Raw genomic sequence first — 18,822 nt, 5'->3', positions numbered from 1 at the left:
TTCCCTTCCACTGGAAAGGCTAGGGGAGGGTTATTTCGCAACTGTGGTATTCAGTGATAACCCTCTAGTTCCCCCTCTTCATTAAGCAAAAAAAGTGAGTCCTATTCTCACTGGAATAGGACTCAAGTCAGACTGGCTTAGACAATAACATCTAAGGCCGGAAGGAGTTTAAGCTTAGGCGTTAACTGCAGTTTTTGCTGCGAGTTCACCGCTAGCATATTTCTTCGCAAACTCATCCAAGGGGATTTGCTTGATCTTGCTGGCGTTACCAGCACACCAGAATTGCTGATAGCGATCGCTACAAACCTGCTTCATGTACTTGATCGAAGGCTTGAGGAAGTGACGGGGATCGAAGTTCTTCGGATCCTTCATCGCTGCTTCACGAATTGCCGCAGTGATCGCCAGACGGTTGTCGGTGTCGATGTTTACTTTACGAACACCGCTCTTGATCCCTTTTTGAATTTCTTCTACGGGTACACCATAGGTTTCAGGAATGGCACCACCGTACTCGTTGATCATGTCGAGCCACTCTTGGGGTACGGAGGAAGAACCGTGCATGACCAAGTGAGTGTTGGGAAGCTTCGCGTGGATTTCAGCGATCCGGCTAATGGCGAGGATCTCACCAGTTGGCTTCCGGGTAAATTTGTAAGCACCGTGGCTGGTTCCGATCGCTACAGCAAGGGCATCTACTTGGGTCCGCTCAACAAATTCGACAGCTTCGTCGGGATCGGTTAGGAGTTGTTCTTTGCTGAGGGCACCTTCAAAACCGTGGCCGTCTTCTGCTTCACCCATCCCTGTTTCGAGGGAGCCAAGGCAGCCGAGTTCCCCTTCGACGGAAGCACCAACGGAGTGGGCTACTTTTACAACTTCAGCAGTCACACTGACGTTGTAGTCAAAGCTCGCGGGAGTTTTGGCATCGGCTTCGAGGGAGCCGTCCATCATTACGGAGGTGAAGCCGTTACGGATTGCGGAATAGCAGGTGGCCGGGCTGTTGCCATGGTCTTGGTGCATCGCAACGGGGATGTGGGGGTAGGTTTCCACGGCGGCAAGCACGAGGTGACGGAGGAAGTTTTCCCCGGCATAACTACGGGCACCACGGGACGCTTGGAGAATTACGGGGCTATCGGTCTCATCAGCAGCCTGCATGATGGACAGAATCTGTTCCATGTTGTTGACGTTGAACGCAGGAATGCCATAACTATTTTCTGCAGCGTGATCTAAGAGCAAACGCATTGGGACGAGAGCCATAGATGTCCTCCTATCTTACTTGCTTATTTTATTCGTGATTTTGTCAAGAAAATTAATTCTCTTATCTGACAATCTTAAGATACATTCACCCTTTTGACGAATGCTTTTGTTGAGTTTTGGCGATCGCCTTTATTGTTGGGGATTTCTGATCACTGGGTTTAACTCCACCAATTATCAAAGGGATAACCGAAGAATATGGATATTCTCCAAGGCGATCACCCCACAACTTACTTGCACCTTTGATTGGCCCAGGGTGCTTTTTGGGGAAACTTTCCAGTATTGGATAAGTTTAATAACGTTTTAAGGCCCGCGCCATTTCCCGGCTATCCTGGCGGCGCTTGATCGTTTCGCGCTTATCGTGGAGCTTTTTCCCACGGCCTAGCCCCAGGCTGACTTTCACTAAGCTGCCCTTGAGGTACATTTTTAAAGGAATCAGCGTTAATCCCTTTTGTTCTAGTTGACCGATCAAGCGGCGAATTTCTTTACGGTGTAGCAATAATTTGCGATCGCGCTTGGGTTCATGGTTAAAGTACTGGCCACTGGCCGTGTATGGCGAAATATGCACATTGAGCAGCCACGCCTCGTTATTGCGAATTAACACATAACCGTCCCCTAGGTTCACCTTGCCAGCCCGCACCGATTTTACCTCCGTTCCCTGGAGCTGAATCCCGGCCTCTAAGGTTTCGAGGATTTCATACTGGAAACGGGCTTTGCGATTATCACTAATGATTTTGATCGGTTTTTTGGTGTCTGCCATAGGGTTTTGAACAACTGCGGAACAAGAAATATGTAATCTCTAATCCTAACAAATTCCCCGAAGCCCCTGATCCCTCTCCCACCAGGCGCTTAATGAACCGCAATGGTCAGCAAAAGCTTTCGATCAATATATTTTTTGATGCAGATTGCCTAATTCGCGCAGGCAACACAGCCTTCAGATCCTTCTTTGAAGTCATCTTTTTGCACGGTGCGGATGTAGTAAATCGCCTTGCATCCTTCAGCCCAAGCCAACATCAAGATTTCAAAAATATCCTTCGCCTTTAGCGCCCGTTCCGGTTCGTTGGGAAAATAAATACCTTGGTTGAGGTTGAAGATTAATTCCATCGAGATGCCTGTATCGATCCACTTTTGCATGGTGGCGACGGCTTTGACCACGGTGCGCTGATCCATACTTTTGTTTTCTTGGTAGAACCAGAAAGATTTACCGATAAACGGTGGCGCGATAGGAACGGTGCCTTTTGCCCATTTGTCATAGAAAAATTTGCTGTAGGTCGGCAAAATACTTGCGCTACAACCTTGCACTAGGGAAGAGGAAGTATTGGGGGCGATCGCCGTAATGTGGCTGTTGCGGATGCCATACTTTTGCACATCCTCACTGAGGCTTTCCCAGCGGTCTACCTCGTGGGCATTTTCTCGATACCAAGTAATCGGTTTCGCGCCGATTAAATGCCCCTTACTCCATTCACTGCCCGGAAAGGCTGGGTAGGCGCCTCGTTCTTTGGCGAGGTCCACAGAGGTGCGGGTGCAATAGTAGCCAATATCTTCAAACAGGCGATCGATCGCCTCAACATTTTTATAAGAAAGCTTATTTTTCGCGAGCCAATCCGCCAGACCCATCGCCCCGACGCCAATGGTGCGGTAACGCTGGTTGTGGATGCTGCTGTCTTCAAAGGGGGTATTGGTAATTTCGATGGTGTTATCGAGGATGCGCACCGCCACTTCACAGGCATCGGCCAGTTCTTCGGCTTCAATATTGGCTAGGTTTAAAGAGTCGAGATTACAGGTGTGGGCTAGCTGACCCGGCACGACATTGGAGAAGGATTCGACGCACAAGTTGACCCCAGGAATATAGCCCTCGTGCTGGTTGGGGTTGGCGCGGTTAATGGTGTCCTTAAAGGCGATGTAAGGCATCCCGGTTTCGATCTGCGATCGCATAATTTCCTTAAACAGGTGCCGGGCATCTACTTTTTTGTAGAGCTTAATTTCTTTGTCGAGGCTTGCTTCAATTTGACGGTAGGCTGCGTCAAATTTTTCTCCCCAGAGGGCCGCGAGATCAATGCCGAGGTTTTCTTTGATTTCATAGGGATCGACCAGAGTCCAGGCTTCTTTGTTTTGTACCCGTCGCATGAATTCATCGGTGACCACCAATTGGGGAAACACATCGTAGGCTTTGCGCCGCTGATCCCCGTTTTCGGTCTGCATTTCGAGGAATTCTGGCACGTCTAAATGCCACACATCGAGGGAAACGGTGATTGCCCCAGCTCTGCGTCCCCCCTGATTAACGGCGATCGCCGTATCGTTGAGGAGTTTAATCCAAGGGATCACGCCCCCGGAGGCATTCGCTTTACCCATGACGCGGCTACCTGTAGCGCGAATCCGACTGACATTACAGCCGACTCCACCACCATTTTTAGAAATGCGGGCCGCGTTGGTGATTTCCCGGAAAATACTTTCTAGGTTGTCTTCCATGCCGATGATGAAACAGGAAGAAAGGGAACCATTGGGGACGCGTAAATTGGCGAGGATCGGCGTCGCTAAAGAAATCTGCCGTTGGGCGATCGCCTCGTAGAATTTCTTTGCCCACTTCAGTCGATTTTCTGGTTTTTCCGGGAGAGCCAGGAGAAGAGCACAGGTTAAAAAGGCTTCCTGGGGGAGTTCATCATCTAGAAGATAGCGCTTTGTGAGCAGCACCGCCCCCGCATAGTCATAATCCATATCCCAATCGGGATTGATCCAACCATTGGCAATTTCTAGCTCCGCCGCACTGTATTGCAACAGCCTTTCGTCGTAGGCTTTAGCCGCGACTTTTTCGGCCACAAGCTGGGGATATTGACCATACTGATAACCGCGCGCCACGAGGGTATCTTTCCAGAGGCTCCAGATATGTAGACGCCCAGCCACATAACGCCAGTCCGGTTCTTCGGGACTGCACATTTCCAGGGCGCATTGAATCAAATTTTCTTGAATTTCCCGGGTGGTGACCCCATCTTTGAGGCGTGTTTTCAGGCCGGCTTCAAGTTCAATGGTGTTGGCCTCTAAATCCTGACAGGCCCATTGCACCACGTTGCGAATTCTGGTGACATCGAGGGGGGCCCGTTTACCGCTCCGTTTGATCACATAGGTTTGGGGTTTCGTCGGTGTTACCGCCGCCCTGGAAGCAGAGTAGGTTGCCGTGGCGCTAGTGGTGCTTCTGGAGGGGGCAGTATCTTGACGGAGATCCATAGGGCAGACGGGATGAAGAGGTTAAATTACAAAAAAATTCTGTTTAGAGATAGCACCATATTTATGGTGAAAAACAGAAAGCTTGCATATATTAACACTAGATAAGCTTGAAAAACAAATAATTTTTTTACAGAAATTTTCAGTCAATTTGGGGTATCTACGCTAGGGAAGATCCGCTTTTTTCTGTCCTCTCTGTGGCGATCGCCAATCGCTGAGGGGACTCCCTTACAATGGCAAGGGTACAAAACTTTTTCTGAATCCTGACGACTTTGTTTGAGCAAGAACGCCTCCTTTTTGATCCTGTAACACCGACGACCAACGCGATCCCCTTGATTTTTGCCTTTCCGAATACCTACACCGTGGGGATTACGAGCTTGGGCTACCAATTGGTATGGGCAAAATTTAGCCAACGGCCCGATGTGGATGTGCATCGTCTATTCACAGATTTAGAGGAAAAACTGCCGTCTCAGCCAGAAATTGTCGGCTTTTCTTTTTCTTGGGAACTGGATTATACAAATCTCTTTAGCTTGTTAGAAAAACTAAAAATTCCGCTGCGGGCAGCCGAGCGTGACGAACAGCATCCCCTTGTGTTTGGGGGTGGGTCGGTATTGAGTGCTAACCCAGAACCTTTTGCGGACTTTTTTGATGTGATCCTCCTGGGAGACGGGGAAAATCTCCTGGATGAATTTATCGATCAGTATCAAAGAATGCGCCAAGGCGATCGCCAAAGCAAATTACGTCACCTCGCCCAAACGCCGGGGATCTATGTGCCTAGTCTGTACGAAGTAACTTACCGGGAGCCGACGGGGGAAATCGAAACCATTCGTCCCAAATATCCTGATATTCCTGAAAGTGTTGAAAAACAAACTTACCGGGGGAATACCCTCTCGGCTTCGACGGTGGTGACGGAAAAAGCCGCCTGGGAAAATATCTACATGGTAGAAGTGGTACGTAGTTGCCCAGAGATGTGCCGCTTTTGCCTCGCTAGCTATGTCACCTTGCCCTTCCGGACAGCCAATTTAGAGCAGTCCTTGATCCCGGCCATTGAGCGGGGTCTTAAAGTTACGGATCGCCTTGGTTTGCTCGGTGCTTCCGTGACCCAACACCCGGAATTTGAACAACTATTAGACTACCTTTCCCAACCCCAGTATGCCGATGTGCGTTTGAGTATTGCCTCGGTACGGACGAACACCGTCACGGAAAAATTAGCCCGGACTCTTGCGGCACGGGATACCCGTTCGATCACAATCGCCGTAGAAAGTGGTTCGGAACGGCTCCGGGAGATTGTCAATAAAAAGCTCACCAACGACGAAATTATTACCGCAGCAGTGAACGCAAAAGCAGGCGGCCTCAAGGGGATTAAATTCTATGGCATGGTGGGCATTCCAGGGGAAGAGATGGCCGATGTGGAAGCAACCATTGCGATGATGCAGACTGTGAAAAAAGCGGCCCCAGGCTTGCGCTTGACCCTCGGTTGTAGCACTTTTGTCCCCAAAGCCCATACGCCTTTTCAGTGGTTTGGGGTGAACCCAGCGGCCAAAAAACGGCTGCAATTCCTCCAAAAGCATCTCCGCTCCCAGGGCATGGAGTTCCGGCCCGAAAGCTATAACTGGTCTGTGATTCAGGGGTTGCTTTCTAGGGGCGATCGCCGTCTCTCTAGCCTTTTAGAATTAACCAGGGATTACGGTGATACCCTCGGCAGCTACAAGCGGGCCTTTAAGGAACTGAAAGGCAAAATTCCCCCCCTAGATTTCTATGTGCATCAGGATTGGGCGACGACCCAGGTGCTCCCTTGGCAGCACTTAAACACGGCTATCCCCAAGGTCACCATCAAAAAACACCTGGCAACGGCGGGAGTGCCCCTCCAGGTTTAGCCCAATCTAAAACTGAAATAAGTTGGCGATCGCCTTCCCAGGATCCGGCTGTTTTACAAGGGATTCGCCGATTAACACTGCCTTGGCCCCGGCTTCTTTGACAAACTGGAGATCCAGGGGCGTATGTAAGCCCGATTCACTGACAACGCGGACACCCTTAGCCTGGAGTTCAGCGCGACGACTTTCCAGCAACATGGTGGTTGTTTCCAAATCAACAGAAAAATCTTCTAGATTGCGATTATTAATCCCCACGAGGCTGACCCCCTCGATGGCGAGGACGCGGTCTAATTCCGCGAGGGTATGGACTTCCACCAGGGCGGTCATCCCTAAGCTGCGGATAATTTTGACAAAATAGGCGAGGTCTTGGTCACTGAGGATCGCGGCGATCAGCAAAACCGCATCGGCACCATGGCTGCGGGCCTTAAAGATTTGATAGGGATAAATAATAAATTCTTTGCAGAGCAGGGGCAGATCGACGGCATCACGCACGAGACTCAGGTTTTCGAAGCTGCCCTGGAAAAACTTGTTATCGGTGAGGACTGAGAGGCAACTGGCTCCCCCGGCGGCATAACTTTTGGCGATCGCCACAGGGTCAAAATCTTCCCGAATTACCCCCTTACTAGGCGAGGCTTTTTTTACTTCGGCGATGAGGGCTGGCTGGGTCTTGCCGTGGACTAAGGCCCCCAGAAAATCTTTTGCGGGCGGCACCGTTGTGACCCGCTGGCGTAGCTCTAGCAGAGAAACCTTATCGCGTAGTTGCTCCACCTCTTTTTCTTTATGCCAAACAATTTCTTCCAGGATATGCTGGGGTTTGGCATCGGGCACCGCCACTTGGTACTGCAAAATGCTGACGTTAACGGGACGGCTGGGGTGGAGACGACGGATTTGCACAGTCATAGATTTGCTGGGGATGAAAAAGCAACCCCTAGGGGCTGCTCCTGTCAAAAACAAAGGGTAATTTACGCGAAAAGCAGTAGAGATAAAGACTTATTTCTTCGTTTGCATATTGCGGAGTTGGTTCAGGGCAGCCGCAGCAATGTTAAAGATTGCCCAAGAGCCAGCGATGATTACGGGAGCTAAAACAACAACAACTCGCCAATCCATGGTTTGATTCCTCTCAGTTAAAAAATGATGATAAACAAAGTTTTTCAATTCTATACTAATAACCCATTAAGCTCCTTTTTCCAAGGGTTGCAAGAAGATCTCCAGGGGGGTGTCTGACCAGGGCGATCGCCGCTCAAAATCGAGCAAAAGACCAGGGATCGGTTAGGGTAAATGGAGCAATTTTTCTGGAATTTAGGTGTGGTAATGGTCGCTTTGCAACAGTGGTTTACCCTGATGATCGCCCAATGGCTGATCCTTTGGCCCTGGCTTTTTGTGGGGGTATGTCTCTCGACGGTGGCTTTAATTTTTACGCCCCGTCCCTGGTGGGAAAAAGTTCTTCCCCAAAGCGCCTGGTTACAATTACTGGCTGGTCTTGGTCTCGGTCTTATCTTGCCCGTGGGTCAAGTGGGCGGGCTGCCCCTTATGCGACGGCTCCTGTGGCAATCCGGCTCCTCGGTGGGGGCGATCGCCTTTTGGTTGGGGACTGTTTCCCTGAGTCCCTTTGTGCTGGTTAAATTTTGGCAGCAGCTACCTGGGCGGGGAGGCCTCCTGTTGTTCTATGGCAGCCTAAGCCTGGGAATTTTACTTTTGATTGCCAGTATTTTTGTGGGAGCGCGTCAACAACGCAGTTACCAACAGGGAGATCTAGACACTTTTTTGTATCCGGCGATCGCCCGTCCCAGTTCCCACCGAGTTCCCAACGCCCAACCAGACACCCTTTCGCCACCGAGTAAATTAACCATTCTGCCCACTTCTCGCCGATTTCGATCCCTCATGGCGAGCCAAAACCTTATGCAAGAACTGCTGGAATGGTCGGTTTGGCTCCTAATCGCCTGTGGTGTGATGGCCTGGGGCCAAGTCCTTTTCCCCCTAGAAACATTACTCAGCCACGGTATGACGGGTCTGTTTGGCGCGGGGATCTTGTACGCCGTTCAACCGACACAAATGACGGCGATCGCCGATCTGATCTTGGGCAATAGTAGCCCTGGTGTTGCCCTTGGCTTTCTCCTGACTGGGACTTTCTTCAATGGCATCACCCTAATTTTGTTGATTAATGTTGTCCGCTGGCGGGCCTATTTTTATCTCAGTCTGCTTTTGGGGTTGACCCTCTTGGCCCTGGATCTATGGCTGAATTTTTATGTTTTTTAATCTTTTGTAAGTGCCTACTTTTAGTGGCCCAAAGAAAAATCACGTTCCCCCAGATCTCCCAAATTGGGTGATATCGTTAGAGACAAGAAGCAAAGCGCTTCTCCTGGCAGATTAAACAGCTTAATCTAAACAATAGAAAAAAGAGGTGAAAACGCTGTTCCAAACTACGTCTGTCCATCCATATCCAAAAGCAATAATCCTCACGAACATTCGCTATTTTCCAGAGTGCTGAACAGGGGAGTTTGATCAAGGCTAGTTCTTTGGCAGCTCCAAGATTTTCTGAAATAGATTCGGAAAAGCAAGCTTGAGTATTCGGACTGGATTCTTGTTTTTGTCATGAACTCTCTGTTACACATTCGTTTATCAACTGCACATTCTCTAAGCTCACAGTTTGTGGGCTTTTTTTGTGGGTAAAAAGCCAAGGACAGATCAATTTATTGGTTGTAGCGGCGTCCCCGGAGATTTTCTTTTATCTTTAAGGATGCATTCTGTTTAGATTTTTGCGACGTAATCCATGGCCTACCCCTCGATTCATCCTGACACCATCGAAGAAATTCGCGCCAAGGTTGATATTGCGGAGGTGGTATCTGATTATGTGGTGCTTAAAAAGCGGGGCAAGGATTTACTGGGGCTTTGTCCATTCCATGATGAGAAGACCCCCAGTTTTACGGTGAGTCCGACGAAGCAGTTCTATCACTGTTTTGGCTGTGGGGCAGGGGGCAATGCGATCAAGTTTTTGATGGAAATCAATAAGTCTCCCTTTGCCCAGGTGGTGCTGGACTTGGCCCAACGGTATCAAGTCCCGGTCAAAACCCTCGAACCAGAACGGCACCAAGAGATCCAGCGGGAACTGTCCCTCAAGGAGCAGCTCTACGAAATTGTGGCGATCGCCAATGATTTTTATCAATACTCCCTGCGGCAACCGGAAGGGCAAACGGCCTTAGCTTATGTCCGCGAGCAACGGCGATTAACGGAAGCAACGATTCAAAACTTCGGCCTGGGCTATGCGCCGGGGGCCTGGGATACCCTCTACCACTACCTTGTGGAACAAAAGCGCTATCCTATCGATTTGGTCGAAAAAGCAGGCTTAATTAAACCACGCCAGTCTGGGAACGGCCATTATGATCAGTTCCGCGATCGCCTGATGATCCCGATCTACGATGTCCAGGGTCGGGCGATCGCCTTTGGCAGCCGCACCCTCACGAACGAAGAACCGAAATATCTCAACTCCCCAGAAACGCCCTTATTTGATAAGAGCCGGACTTTATTCGCCCTCGACCAAGCAAAGGGGGCGATCGCCAAACAGGATGCTGCCGTGGTCGTAGAAGGCTATTTCGATGCGATCGCCCTCCACGCAGCGGGCTTTGAAAATGCGGTGGCTTCCCTCGGCACTGCCTTTACCCAGGGGCAGATTAAACAACTGCTGCGCTACACCGATTCCAAGCAAATTATTTTTAACTTTGACGCGGACAAAGCGGGGATCAAAGCCACCCAACGTACCCTCACAGAAATCGAACCCCTAATTTACAGTGGCCAGGCCCAGGTGCGGATCCTCAATCTCCCTGGAGGGAAGGATGCAGACGAGTTTTTGCAAACAGACCAAGGCCCGGCGCAGTATCAAACGGCCCTTACAACGGCGCCCCTCTGGCTCGATTGGCAACTGGAGCAAATTTTGCTGGGCCAAGATGTCACCCAAGCCGACCAATTCCAAGGGGTGATTAAACAAATGATTCGCCTGATCGCCAAAATTGATCATCCGAGTTTTCGGAGCCACTACATCGCTAAAGCCAGTGAACTCATTAATCACGAAGATTCCCACTACAAAAAACAATTGGAAGCGACCCTCCTAACCCAGGTAAACCGTTTCCGCAAAGCCCAAGCCCGGAATCCGACGGCGATCCCGGAGGTGCAACCAGAGGCGATCGCCCTTTCGTCCCAAACCATTGTCCTCGCCCAGGCCGAAGAATTGCTGCTACGGATCTATCTCCACAGTCCGGCCCAGCGTCACCCCATCGAAGCGCGCCTCGCCGAAAAGGAAGTGATGTTTAGCCTGTCCCACCACCGTTGGCTCTGGCAACAAATCCTTGAAACGCCCCTGGAAATCAAACAAAACCATGTCCATAACCAATTGTTGGGCCGGATGCTCGATATTTTGACCCACCACCCCGAACGGATGCATAGCCTTGGTTCTTTGCTCTACCTCACCGAAACCACTGAAATCGACGTGCGTCGGGCAACTTTGAATATCCATGCGGCGATCGCCACCCTCGAACACGTCAACTGGACCCAGCATCGCCGTTATTGTCAAGAGAAATGGCAAGGCCTCGATCCCCAGCACCCGGATTTTGCCTATTACCTACGGGAATTTGAACAGGCTGACCGCAAACTGAAGGCGATCGCCCAAGAACGGCAATTTTCCCACCTGGAGATCCTCCACTACGAAACATAACTCGCCCCATTCCCACAATGGAAAGAACAGAAACTGATACCATGAGAGCTTGCAGATAGCCATGCTTTTATATCCTAAATTTTATGAGTACCCCATCCGGTCTAATTGCGCCCCACGGTGGCCAATTAATTAACCGCATCGCCTCCGACGCCGAGAAGCAAGAATTCCTCGCCCAAGGCGATCGCCTCCCCCGCATCACCCTCGATGCCCGCGCCCAATCCGACCTCGAAATGATTGCCATCGGTGGCTTCAGTCCCCTCAAGGGTTTTATGGAGCAAAAAGACTACGAACTCGTAGTTGAAGAAATGCACCTCAGCAATGGCCTGCCCTGGTCTGTGCCTGTCACCCTCTCCGTTTCCGAAGAAATTGCTGATCCCCTCAAAGAAGGCAATTGGGTACGCCTTGATGATCCCAACGGTCGCTTTATTGGTGTCCTCGAACTGACCGAAAAATACCACTACAATAAAGCCCACGAAGCGATCAACGTCTATCGCACCGACGAAGAAAAACATCCTGGCGTCAAGGTCGTCTACGAACAGGGTGCTGTAAATCTCGCTGGCCCCGTCTGGTTACTCGAACGGGATGATCACCCCCTTTTCCCCAAATATCAAATTGATCCCGCCGCCTCCCGGGCCGCTTTCCAAGCGCGCGGCTGGAAAACCGTGGTTGGCTTCCAAACCCGGAACCCGATCCACCGTGCCCACGAATACATCATTAAATGTGCCCTCGAAACCGTCGATGGTCTGTTCCTCCATCCCCTCGTTGGCGCAACCAAGAGCGATGATATCCCGGCTGATGTGCGGATGCGTTGCTATGAAATTATGCTGGAAAACTATTTCCCCCAAGAGCGTGTGATTTTGGCAATTAATCCTTCAGCGATGCGTTATGCTGGCCCCCGTGAAGCGATTTTCCACGCCCTAATCCGGAAAAACTACGGTTGTACCCACTTCATCGTTGGTCGTGACCATGCCGGTGTTGGCGATTACTACGGCACTTACGACGCCCAAAAGATCTTTGATGAGTTTGATCCCCAAGCCCTTGGCATCACCCCGATGAAATTTGAGCACGCCTTTTTCTGTAAGAAAACAGAACAGATGGCGACCTCGAAAACCAGTCCTAGTGGCCCCGAAGATCGGATCCACCTCTCTGGCACGAAGGTTCGGGAAATGCTCCGTCGTGGGGAATTACCGCCGCCACAGTTTTCCCGTCCCCTCGTTGCGGCTGAACTCGCGAAAGCAATGCATGATTAATTGCTGAATTGCTAATTTTTTAAGAAAAAACAAAACCTCCTTTTCGTTGCGATTAGGAGGCTTTTTGTCTGGTTTTGAAAATGTCAATTAAATATCGAGATCGTCCATGTTGAGTTTGGGGGCATTCATCTCGATAAATTCTCGCCGGGGGGCAACGCGATCGCCCATCAATACCGTAAAGATTCGGTCAGCTTCGGCGGCGTCCTCAATTTCTACCCGCTTGAGGGTGCGAGTTTCTGGATTCATGGTGGTATCCCAAAGCTGTTGGGGCATCATTTCCCCGAGACCCTTAAAACGTTGGATATTATATTTCGCGTTATCAGGAAGCTGGCTAATTTGATCTTGCAGTTCGCGATCGCTGTAACAGTAGGCGTGATTTTTACCCCGTTCCAGCTTATAGAGGGGCGGGCAGGCAATGTAAATGTAACCCTGATCAACCAGTTCTCGCTGATAGCGATAGAAGAAGGTTAATAGGAGTGTCCGAATGTGCGCCCCATCCACGTCCGCGTCGGTCATGATCACCACCCGATGGTAACGGAGTTTTTCCGGGTTAAATTCCTCCCCTTTAATCCCTAAGCCCAATGCCGTGATCAGGGACTGAATTTCGTTATTTTTATAGATTTTTGCATCGTCCGTTTTCTCAATATTGAGGATTTTTCCCCGCAATGGCAAAATGGCTTGGAAGGCGCGATCTCGGCCCTGTTTCGCACTACCGCCCGCAGAATCCCCTTCCACTAAATAAATTTCTGTCTTCGCCGGATCTCGTTCACTACAATCGGCTAATTTACCGGGGAGCAAAGAAGACTCTAAAACGGATTTACGGCGCACCAATTCCCGCGCCCGCCGTGCTGCTTCTGCTGCCTTAAAGGCTTGGATTGCCTTTTCTAAAATCGCATCAACAACATTTAAATTAAATTCAAAATATTCCGTTAACACCTCGCCCACAAAGGAATCAACAATCCCCCGCACTTCGGAGTTGCCGAGCTTCGTTTTCGTTTGCCCTTCAAATTCTGGATCGGGCACCTTCACCGAAATTACCGCCGTTAACCCTTCACGAATATTTTCACCCGCTAAATTTGAATCATTATCCTTAAGCTTATTGCGTTTGCGGGCAACGGTATTCATCGTCCGGGTGAGGACACTTTTTAGGCCTTCAAGGTGCGTCCCGCCGTCAACGGTGCGAATATTGTTGGCAAAGCCCAGCAGGTTATCGCTATAGGCATCGGTACACCATTGCAAGGCTACTTCTAGCTGGACACCGTTCTTTTCGCCCGTCACGTAAATGATTTCTTCGTGGAGGGGTGATTTTTCGCGGTTCATGTAGGCGACATATTCTTTGATGCCTCCTTCATAAAAATAAGTATTGCTGGCCTGTTTTTCGGAGCGATGATCCGTAAAGACAATTCTGACGCCAGCATTTAGATATGCCAGTTCCCGCAGGCGTCCGGCGAGGGTATTGTAATCAAAAACAGTAGTTTCAGTGAAAATTTTCGCATCGGGCAAAAAACAAACGGATGTTCCCGATAAATGCTGCGGGGCCGGGGCTTCAGCGAGTTCGCCTTGGGGGACGCCCCGTTCGTACCGTTGTTTGTAGGTGGTTTCGTCGCGCCACACGGTAACTTCGACCCATTCAGAGAGGGCATTAACCACAGAAACGCCGACCCCGTGCAGACCACCGGAGACTTTATAGCCACCTGCGCCAAACTTTCCGCCCGCGTGGAGCACGGTCATCACGGTTTCGAGGGCTGATTTTCCGGTACTGGGGTGCACATCAACGGGAATGCCGCGGCCATTGTCGGTAACAGTAACGGAGCCATCAACATTAATTTCAACGTTAATTTCTGTGCAGTATCCGGCAAGGGCTTCATCGACGGAGTTATCAACCACTTCATAAACGAGGTGATGTAAGCCACGGGGACCAGTGGTGCCGATGTACATTCCGGGACGTTTGCGAACCGGTTCTAATCCTTCGAGAACCTGGATCTGCTGGGCACTGTAATTACTGGTCATGGACGAACTCCGAATTTTGGGCGTAAAAACTCTGTAGCCTGTTTTTGGGTTAAATCAGGCAAAAATTATACCATAAAAGGCTTCTGGGAGGAGTGGGCTGAATTTGCGGCAAGATTTACCAAGGGGGTGGAGCGGGGATTTTGCGGCCAAAAAAAATATACGGAAATTAAGCAAAAAATAAACTCGGGGTGATCGCCATAAAAAGACTCAATGAAGCGGGAAGAAATTAGTACGTCTATTTCACAATTTTAGCGCAGGGGCGAGGGATCAGAAAAAATGTTTGGGAGCTAGAAGATGTTGAGATGTTGGGGTTGTTCGGCGGCGGCAATAAGGCGATCGCAGCCAGATTTGGGGGCGGCCCAACGATAGTGACATTCCTTCGGGTTGCCCCAGCAGAGGGCGAGGTAAAATTCACCGTGGCCCACGTCTAATTCCGCCCATTCAGCGAGTCGACTGGCCCGCTCTAGCTCCGTAAAAGTCAAGGGAGAAAGTTGGTGATCGACTAACTGCCAGAGGTTTAAGCCAGTGGTGATGTGGTGCCAAAAGTCGAGGACGTTTTGTTTGGCTGCCCGGAGAATCGCTTTGTCGCTGTCGATGGCAATGAGTTGCTGATGAATTTCCGGCAGGCGCAGTTGGCGATCTCCGACGCTGATTTCCCGCCAAACGATGCCGGAAACATGATTTTCCCGTTGGTATTGATGAATCTGTTGGGTAAAGTCCTGACAGGCAAACACTTTTCCCAGTTGGTCTTGATCGAGGGCCATGGTCACAATCGGTACCCCCACCCGCGCATCGGGGGAGAGCAAAAGGCGATCGCCCCGGAGGGTTGCCTTTAACTCTTGGTTGAGGATTTCAATTAAATCTTGGGTACTGTAGACCATGGCTTTCAGGTGGTCGCTTTCTTCTAACGATAACCTGCCCAGGGACTCACTTCGATCACGCCGTTGGGTTGAAAGACCACATTCACCTGGGTCAGCGGTTCCGTGGGCAAGATGGTTTCGCCAGGGACAATGCCCGCCGCCGCTGGTTCGACTAAGGCCGGGAGGGGGGTCTGATCAAGGGCTGTTTTCGCAGCGTTATTATCGGCGATGACAATGGCGATCGCCCCGTCGTTGGTTACCCCTAGGGTATAGGCCAGGGTTTGGGGGATGGTGGCATTTTCTCGGTCAAACTCAGCGGCGATGGTGTCTTTGACCTGTTGGATCAATTGTCGGAGCGTTTCTCCTTCTACTTCGCGGGAGTCAAAATCCAATTCGCTAGAACTTTGAAAGCCATCCCAGGGGCTTACTTCCAGGACATTTCCTGCAAAATTGACCCGAAATTGAGCCATGGCTTGTTCGTTGGCGATCGCCGCCACTTCTGGAGTATGACCCAACTCACCCAATGCCGTTGTTCCCGTTGTCACCGCAGCATCAGCTAAGGGTTGCACCCCCAAAAGACGACCATCGGTTCCCAGGGCCAAGCGATAGGAAGCATTCTCTGTGGTATCGCGCTCCGTCCAGGCCGAGTCCAAAGTGCCATAGAGATAAGCTTGCATTAACTGGAGATCGCGGTCTGTGGCAATGGTGGGTAAGGTTTCACCAAGGCGATCAAAATCAGCTTCCGTCCAGAGGGCCGTATCCGGTAAAGTTGCGCTGGCGAGTTGTTCCGTTTCCTCCCCAGAGCTAACTTGTTCACTGTCGGTACGTGTTGTTTCCGGTGCTGGGACAAAGAATAATGCAAAGGCCGTTAGGGCTAACCCACTGACGCCAACCAGGGGCGGCACCGCCCGATCCGCAAAGGATTCTTCTGGTACGCAATGGCGACGGCTCAGGGGCGTTAGGGGTAAAACAAAATCCGGGAGGGTCAAACCATCGGCCAGGAATTGATCAATTGCTTCGGTTAAATCAAACAACTCCGCCGTGGTTAATTCGAGGGTTTCGGCGGCGCTGCCATCGGGTTGTTGCCAATGGAGATGATGGGTATAGGTTGCCGTGGCTGTTTCTAAGCGAACTTGGCCTTTTGCATCGAGGATTTCGGGGGGGCGTTGGAGGCCGCTTAAAATACCCTGGGCATATTCACTCACGGCTTGGACGAGGTGATCAAAGAAAATTTTCCCACCACTGAGCACTTTCTGGGAGGTAGTAAAACGACATTCCACATTGGAAAGAATGGTCAGGGTGTCGAGGAGTTTGCCGCTCCCATCATCGAATCCTTCGAGGGTGAGGGTGCAATTGGGGAGGTTATATTGGCGACGAATATTCATGGTAATTGTTTAGCTCACTTCTCCATCAAAGAGGCTGACCCATAGCCGTTGGGTACCAACGGTGCCTGTGCAAAACAGCAGTTTTTCGAGGAGGGCGATCGCCAGTTCGTTTAAATCTTGTTTTGACTGGTTGTAGAGGGTGACACGGACGCGCCGGGGATTCATCCGACTCCGGAAGTGGGCCCGAAACCGCTCTAGGTATTCCGAAAGGCGAAAATGACTGTCCAGGGGGAGATTGCGTTCCCGGAGGTGCTGGGCGGCGGGTAAAAGTTGTCGCAATAAAGCCAGTAAATTCTTGGCGCGATCGCCAATGATCAATACCAACGCCTTTGCTTCTGTGGGGGTCAGGTGGCCGTGGGTGTGGGAACGTCGCCAGGGGTTGGTGCGCCGCAATCGCCAGAGGACGACCCGATTTGGGATAATTTCTGTCAATTCTAGTTTTTGGGCAGAGCGCAGCATCAGTTCTGAGCCGCCCAACTCCAGCGCTTCTAGGGCCAAGAGAAGCAGGTCAATTTGCTGTTGTGCCCGGCGCGGGAACACTTTTCCCTCCGGCAACAGATCCGGCAGATTTTGCAACAGGTAGGGTTGTCCTGGGGATACCGATGGGGAACTAGGATTGGGCATTACGCTCACAGAATCATTCATACTCTCAGAAAAACAAGCTTGGTTCGCTGCAAACCCACGACGGGAGATGATTGCTATCTATCGCCAGACCATCAATGAGGCTCAAACCCGATCATACGCGATGATTAGGGGTCTCACACCAGGGCAATGGATTGTTCTCAATCAGTTTACCCCACAAGACCCGTCGTCCCAGCGAAAAAATTCCGGGCGATCGCCCCTTAAATTTCTGGGCGGTCGCCACTGATCAGCACAAAGGGCTGCACAATTAATGTCGCAAATACGAGGGTCTGGGTTGCTTGGTTCCAGCGTTCTAGTTCTTCTTTTGTGGGCTTACGCACTAGGCCACCGCCCATCCATTTGCCCACTAGGGCCGCATTATCCGTGGCGATCGCCTCTCCGACCTGCAATAAATCCAGGGAAGGGTGTACCACAATCAGCGCATCACGGGCCGCATGGGGCGCGAGGTCATGCCACTCACTGTCGCCAAAACTGGACTGGAGTTGTTTAATCAAATCTGACATCAAAAAATAATGAGGTTAAGGGCAACGGTTAAGGTTTACTGGATTTTTGGGTTTTTGACAATTATCCAGGGCCACCCAAAAAAGATTTGGTGAGACTGTTGACGCTTCCGAAAAATTGGTGTTATATTTCTAAAGGCTTAAACGCAATGGGGTGTCGCCAAGCGGTAAGGCATCGGATTTTGGTTCCGACATTCCCAGGTTCGAATCCTGGCACCCCAGTTAAGATTATCAATTTTGAATAACCCCAGCACTCTCAGGCTTCCAACGTTATTGGCCCGTTTGGTTTTAGAGAGTTTTGTTTGGGAATTGGCGGCAGAAACTCCTACCCCAGTTTTACGGCGGTTCCGGTGGCAGTGATCAGCAGCAGAACGCCTTTATCATCGATGTTGATCGTGCCTGTGTCCATGCTAATGCCAATTACGGCATCAGCTCCACACTTTTTAGCATTGCTTTCTAGTTCCCGCAGCGCTTCCTGATGGCCTTTTTCAAAGATGCGCTCGTAACTAGCGGTGCGACCGCCGATCATGTCTCGGATGCCCGCAAAAAAATCCCGGAGAGCATTGGTGCCATAGACTACTTCGGCGGTGACGACCCCCTGGTAACTGGTGATGGTTGCTCCTTCGATGGTGTTGGTGGTGCTTAGAATCATGTTTTTTATGAATATTAATGTGACAAAAATTTAGTGAGGCGATCGCCTCTGTTTCTTTCAATGTCAATTAGTCGTAGAAAGATTGCGGAATTCTTTCTTTTCGAGGATCGGGTAACTTTTGCCCATGGCTTTATCAAAGGCTTTCTCAGCGGCCTCAACTTCCTCTGGGGAAACGACTTTCCGTAGGGCTTGGCTCGACCAAGACACAACAACGGTGAGCTGATCCGGGTGGTCGGCATCTTGCCAAATTTCTTTGCGTACAAAGGCAGGCGATCGCCGATCGATGGGATTCCAGATTTCTAGTTCTGTTTCGATAAATTTTGCTTGGTCGGCCTGGGGCACGTCAAAGGTTAGCCATTCCACCACAGGCTCATCTGTTGTACCTTCAGCAAAACTCTGCCCTTGTCCCAAACCGAAAATTAAAGCCAGTACCAAGGCGATCGCCCCGAACCATCTACCCATCGGCTCCGTTACTCCTAA

General features: G+C 50.6%; 16 protein-coding genes and 1 tRNA gene. 5 read left to right on the top strand and 12 right to left on the bottom strand.

Annotation, left to right across the window (positions count from 1 at the left end; translation table 11 throughout):
• Positions 1-174: 174 nt before the first annotated feature.
• From fba to AACR41_RS11670, 3 genes are all read right to left on the bottom strand, one after another.
• A complete protein-coding gene (fba, locus tag AACR41_RS11680; protein ID WP_030006557.1) occupies positions 175-1,248 on the bottom strand; it encodes a class II fructose-bisphosphate aldolase in 1,074 nt (357 codons plus the stop codon).
• Between the two features lie 289 nt (positions 1,249-1,537).
• Positions 1,538-2,005, bottom strand: coding sequence for an SsrA-binding protein SmpB (gene smpB, locus AACR41_RS11675; protein ID WP_012306970.1), 468 nt, complete (start codon positions 2,003-2,005; stop codon positions 1,538-1,540).
• Positions 2,006-2,154: 149 nt separating this feature from the next.
• The gene (locus tag AACR41_RS11670; protein ID WP_084149997.1) at positions 2,155-4,467 is read right to left on the bottom strand and encodes a ribonucleoside-diphosphate reductase subunit alpha; all 2,313 of its coding nucleotides are present in this window, start codon (positions 4,465-4,467) and stop codon (positions 2,155-2,157) included.
• A gap of 269 nt (positions 4,468-4,736) precedes the next feature.
• Here AACR41_RS11670 and AACR41_RS11665 point away from each other — a divergent pair, with 269 nt between their 5' ends.
• Positions 4,737-6,341: a radical SAM protein gene (locus AACR41_RS11665; RefSeq protein WP_030006555.1), complete on the top strand. Its 1,605-nt coding sequence runs from the start codon at positions 4,737-4,739 to the stop codon at positions 6,339-6,341.
• A gap of 6 nt (positions 6,342-6,347) precedes the next feature.
• On the opposite strand, the gene trpC is transcribed toward AACR41_RS11665, so the two are convergent.
• Together trpC and AACR41_RS11655 are read right to left on the bottom strand one after the other, a co-directional pair.
• Entirely contained in the window at positions 6,348-7,232 is an 885-nt protein-coding gene (gene trpC / locus AACR41_RS11660) for an indole-3-glycerol phosphate synthase TrpC (protein ID WP_030006554.1), read from the bottom strand.
• Positions 7,233-7,328: 96 nt separating this feature from the next.
• Positions 7,329-7,445, bottom strand: a complete 117-nt coding sequence (locus tag AACR41_RS11655; protein WP_012306966.1) for a photosystem II protein Y — start codon at positions 7,443-7,445, stop codon at positions 7,329-7,331.
• Between the two features lie 204 nt (positions 7,446-7,649).
• Here AACR41_RS11655 and AACR41_RS11650 point away from each other — a divergent pair, with 204 nt between their 5' ends.
• From AACR41_RS11650 to sat, 3 genes are all read left to right on the top strand, one after another.
• Positions 7,650-8,594 carry a permease gene (locus AACR41_RS11650; RefSeq protein WP_223209885.1) on the top strand — a complete coding sequence of 315 codons (945 nt, stop codon included), beginning with the start codon at positions 7,650-7,652 and terminating at the stop codon, positions 8,592-8,594.
• A gap of 514 nt (positions 8,595-9,108) precedes the next feature.
• Complete coding sequence (gene dnaG, locus AACR41_RS11645; protein ID WP_030006552.1) at positions 9,109-11,043, top strand: DNA primase; 1,935 nt, start codon at positions 9,109-9,111, stop codon at positions 11,041-11,043.
• 83 nt (positions 11,044-11,126) lie between these two features.
• Positions 11,127-12,293, top strand: a complete 1,167-nt coding sequence (gene sat / locus AACR41_RS11640; RefSeq protein ID WP_030006551.1) for a sulfate adenylyltransferase — start codon at positions 11,127-11,129, stop codon at positions 12,291-12,293.
• An 87-nt stretch (positions 12,294-12,380) separates the two neighbouring features.
• Here the strand turns inward: sat and gyrB are convergent, their stop codons facing one another.
• The 5 genes from gyrB to AACR41_RS11615 form a co-directional block, all read right to left on the bottom strand.
• Positions 12,381-14,303 carry a DNA topoisomerase (ATP-hydrolyzing) subunit B gene (gyrB, locus tag AACR41_RS11635; protein ID WP_030006550.1) on the bottom strand — a complete coding sequence of 641 codons (1,923 nt, stop codon included), beginning with the start codon at positions 14,301-14,303 and terminating at the stop codon, positions 12,381-12,383.
• Positions 14,304-14,590: 287 nt separating this feature from the next.
• Positions 14,591-15,184, bottom strand: coding sequence for a hypothetical protein (locus AACR41_RS11630; protein ID WP_030006549.1), 594 nt, complete (start codon positions 15,182-15,184; stop codon positions 14,591-14,593).
• A 23-nt stretch (positions 15,185-15,207) separates the two neighbouring features.
• The gene (locus AACR41_RS11625; protein WP_030006548.1) at positions 15,208-16,548 is read right to left on the bottom strand and encodes a DUF4335 domain-containing protein; all 1,341 of its coding nucleotides are present in this window, start codon (positions 16,546-16,548) and stop codon (positions 15,208-15,210) included.
• A gap of 9 nt (positions 16,549-16,557) precedes the next feature.
• Positions 16,558-17,193 carry a DUF3038 domain-containing protein gene (locus AACR41_RS11620; protein ID WP_012306959.1) on the bottom strand — a complete coding sequence of 212 codons (636 nt, stop codon included), beginning with the start codon at positions 17,191-17,193 and terminating at the stop codon, positions 16,558-16,560.
• Between the two features lie 197 nt (positions 17,194-17,390).
• Positions 17,391-17,693, bottom strand: a complete 303-nt coding sequence (locus AACR41_RS11615) for a DUF2288 domain-containing protein (protein WP_030006547.1) — start codon at positions 17,691-17,693, stop codon at positions 17,391-17,393.
• 147 nt (positions 17,694-17,840) lie between these two features.
• Here AACR41_RS11615 and AACR41_RS11610 point away from each other — a divergent pair.
• Positions 17,841-17,912: transfer RNA gene (locus AACR41_RS11610), tRNA-Gln, on the top strand.
• Positions 17,913-18,015: 103 nt separating this feature from the next.
• Here the strand turns inward: AACR41_RS11610 and AACR41_RS11605 are convergent.
• Together AACR41_RS11605 and AACR41_RS11600 are read right to left on the bottom strand one after the other, a co-directional pair.
• Positions 18,016-18,342, bottom strand: coding sequence for a YbjQ family protein (locus tag AACR41_RS11605; protein ID WP_030006546.1), 327 nt, complete (start codon positions 18,340-18,342; stop codon positions 18,016-18,018).
• A gap of 63 nt (positions 18,343-18,405) precedes the next feature.
• On the bottom strand, positions 18,406-18,804 hold the full coding sequence (locus AACR41_RS11600) for a TIGR03792 family protein (RefSeq protein WP_030006545.1): 399 nt from the start codon (positions 18,802-18,804) through the stop codon (positions 18,406-18,408).
• Positions 18,805-18,822: the final 18 nt, after the last annotated feature.

It is taken from the genome of Picosynechococcus sp. NKBG042902, assembly GCF_963864045.1.
GTDB lineage: Bacteria > Cyanobacteriota > Cyanobacteriia > Cyanobacteriales > MRBY01 > MRBY01.
Note: the sequence above shows the minus strand (reverse complement) of the source record. Positions and strands in the feature narration are given on the sequence as shown.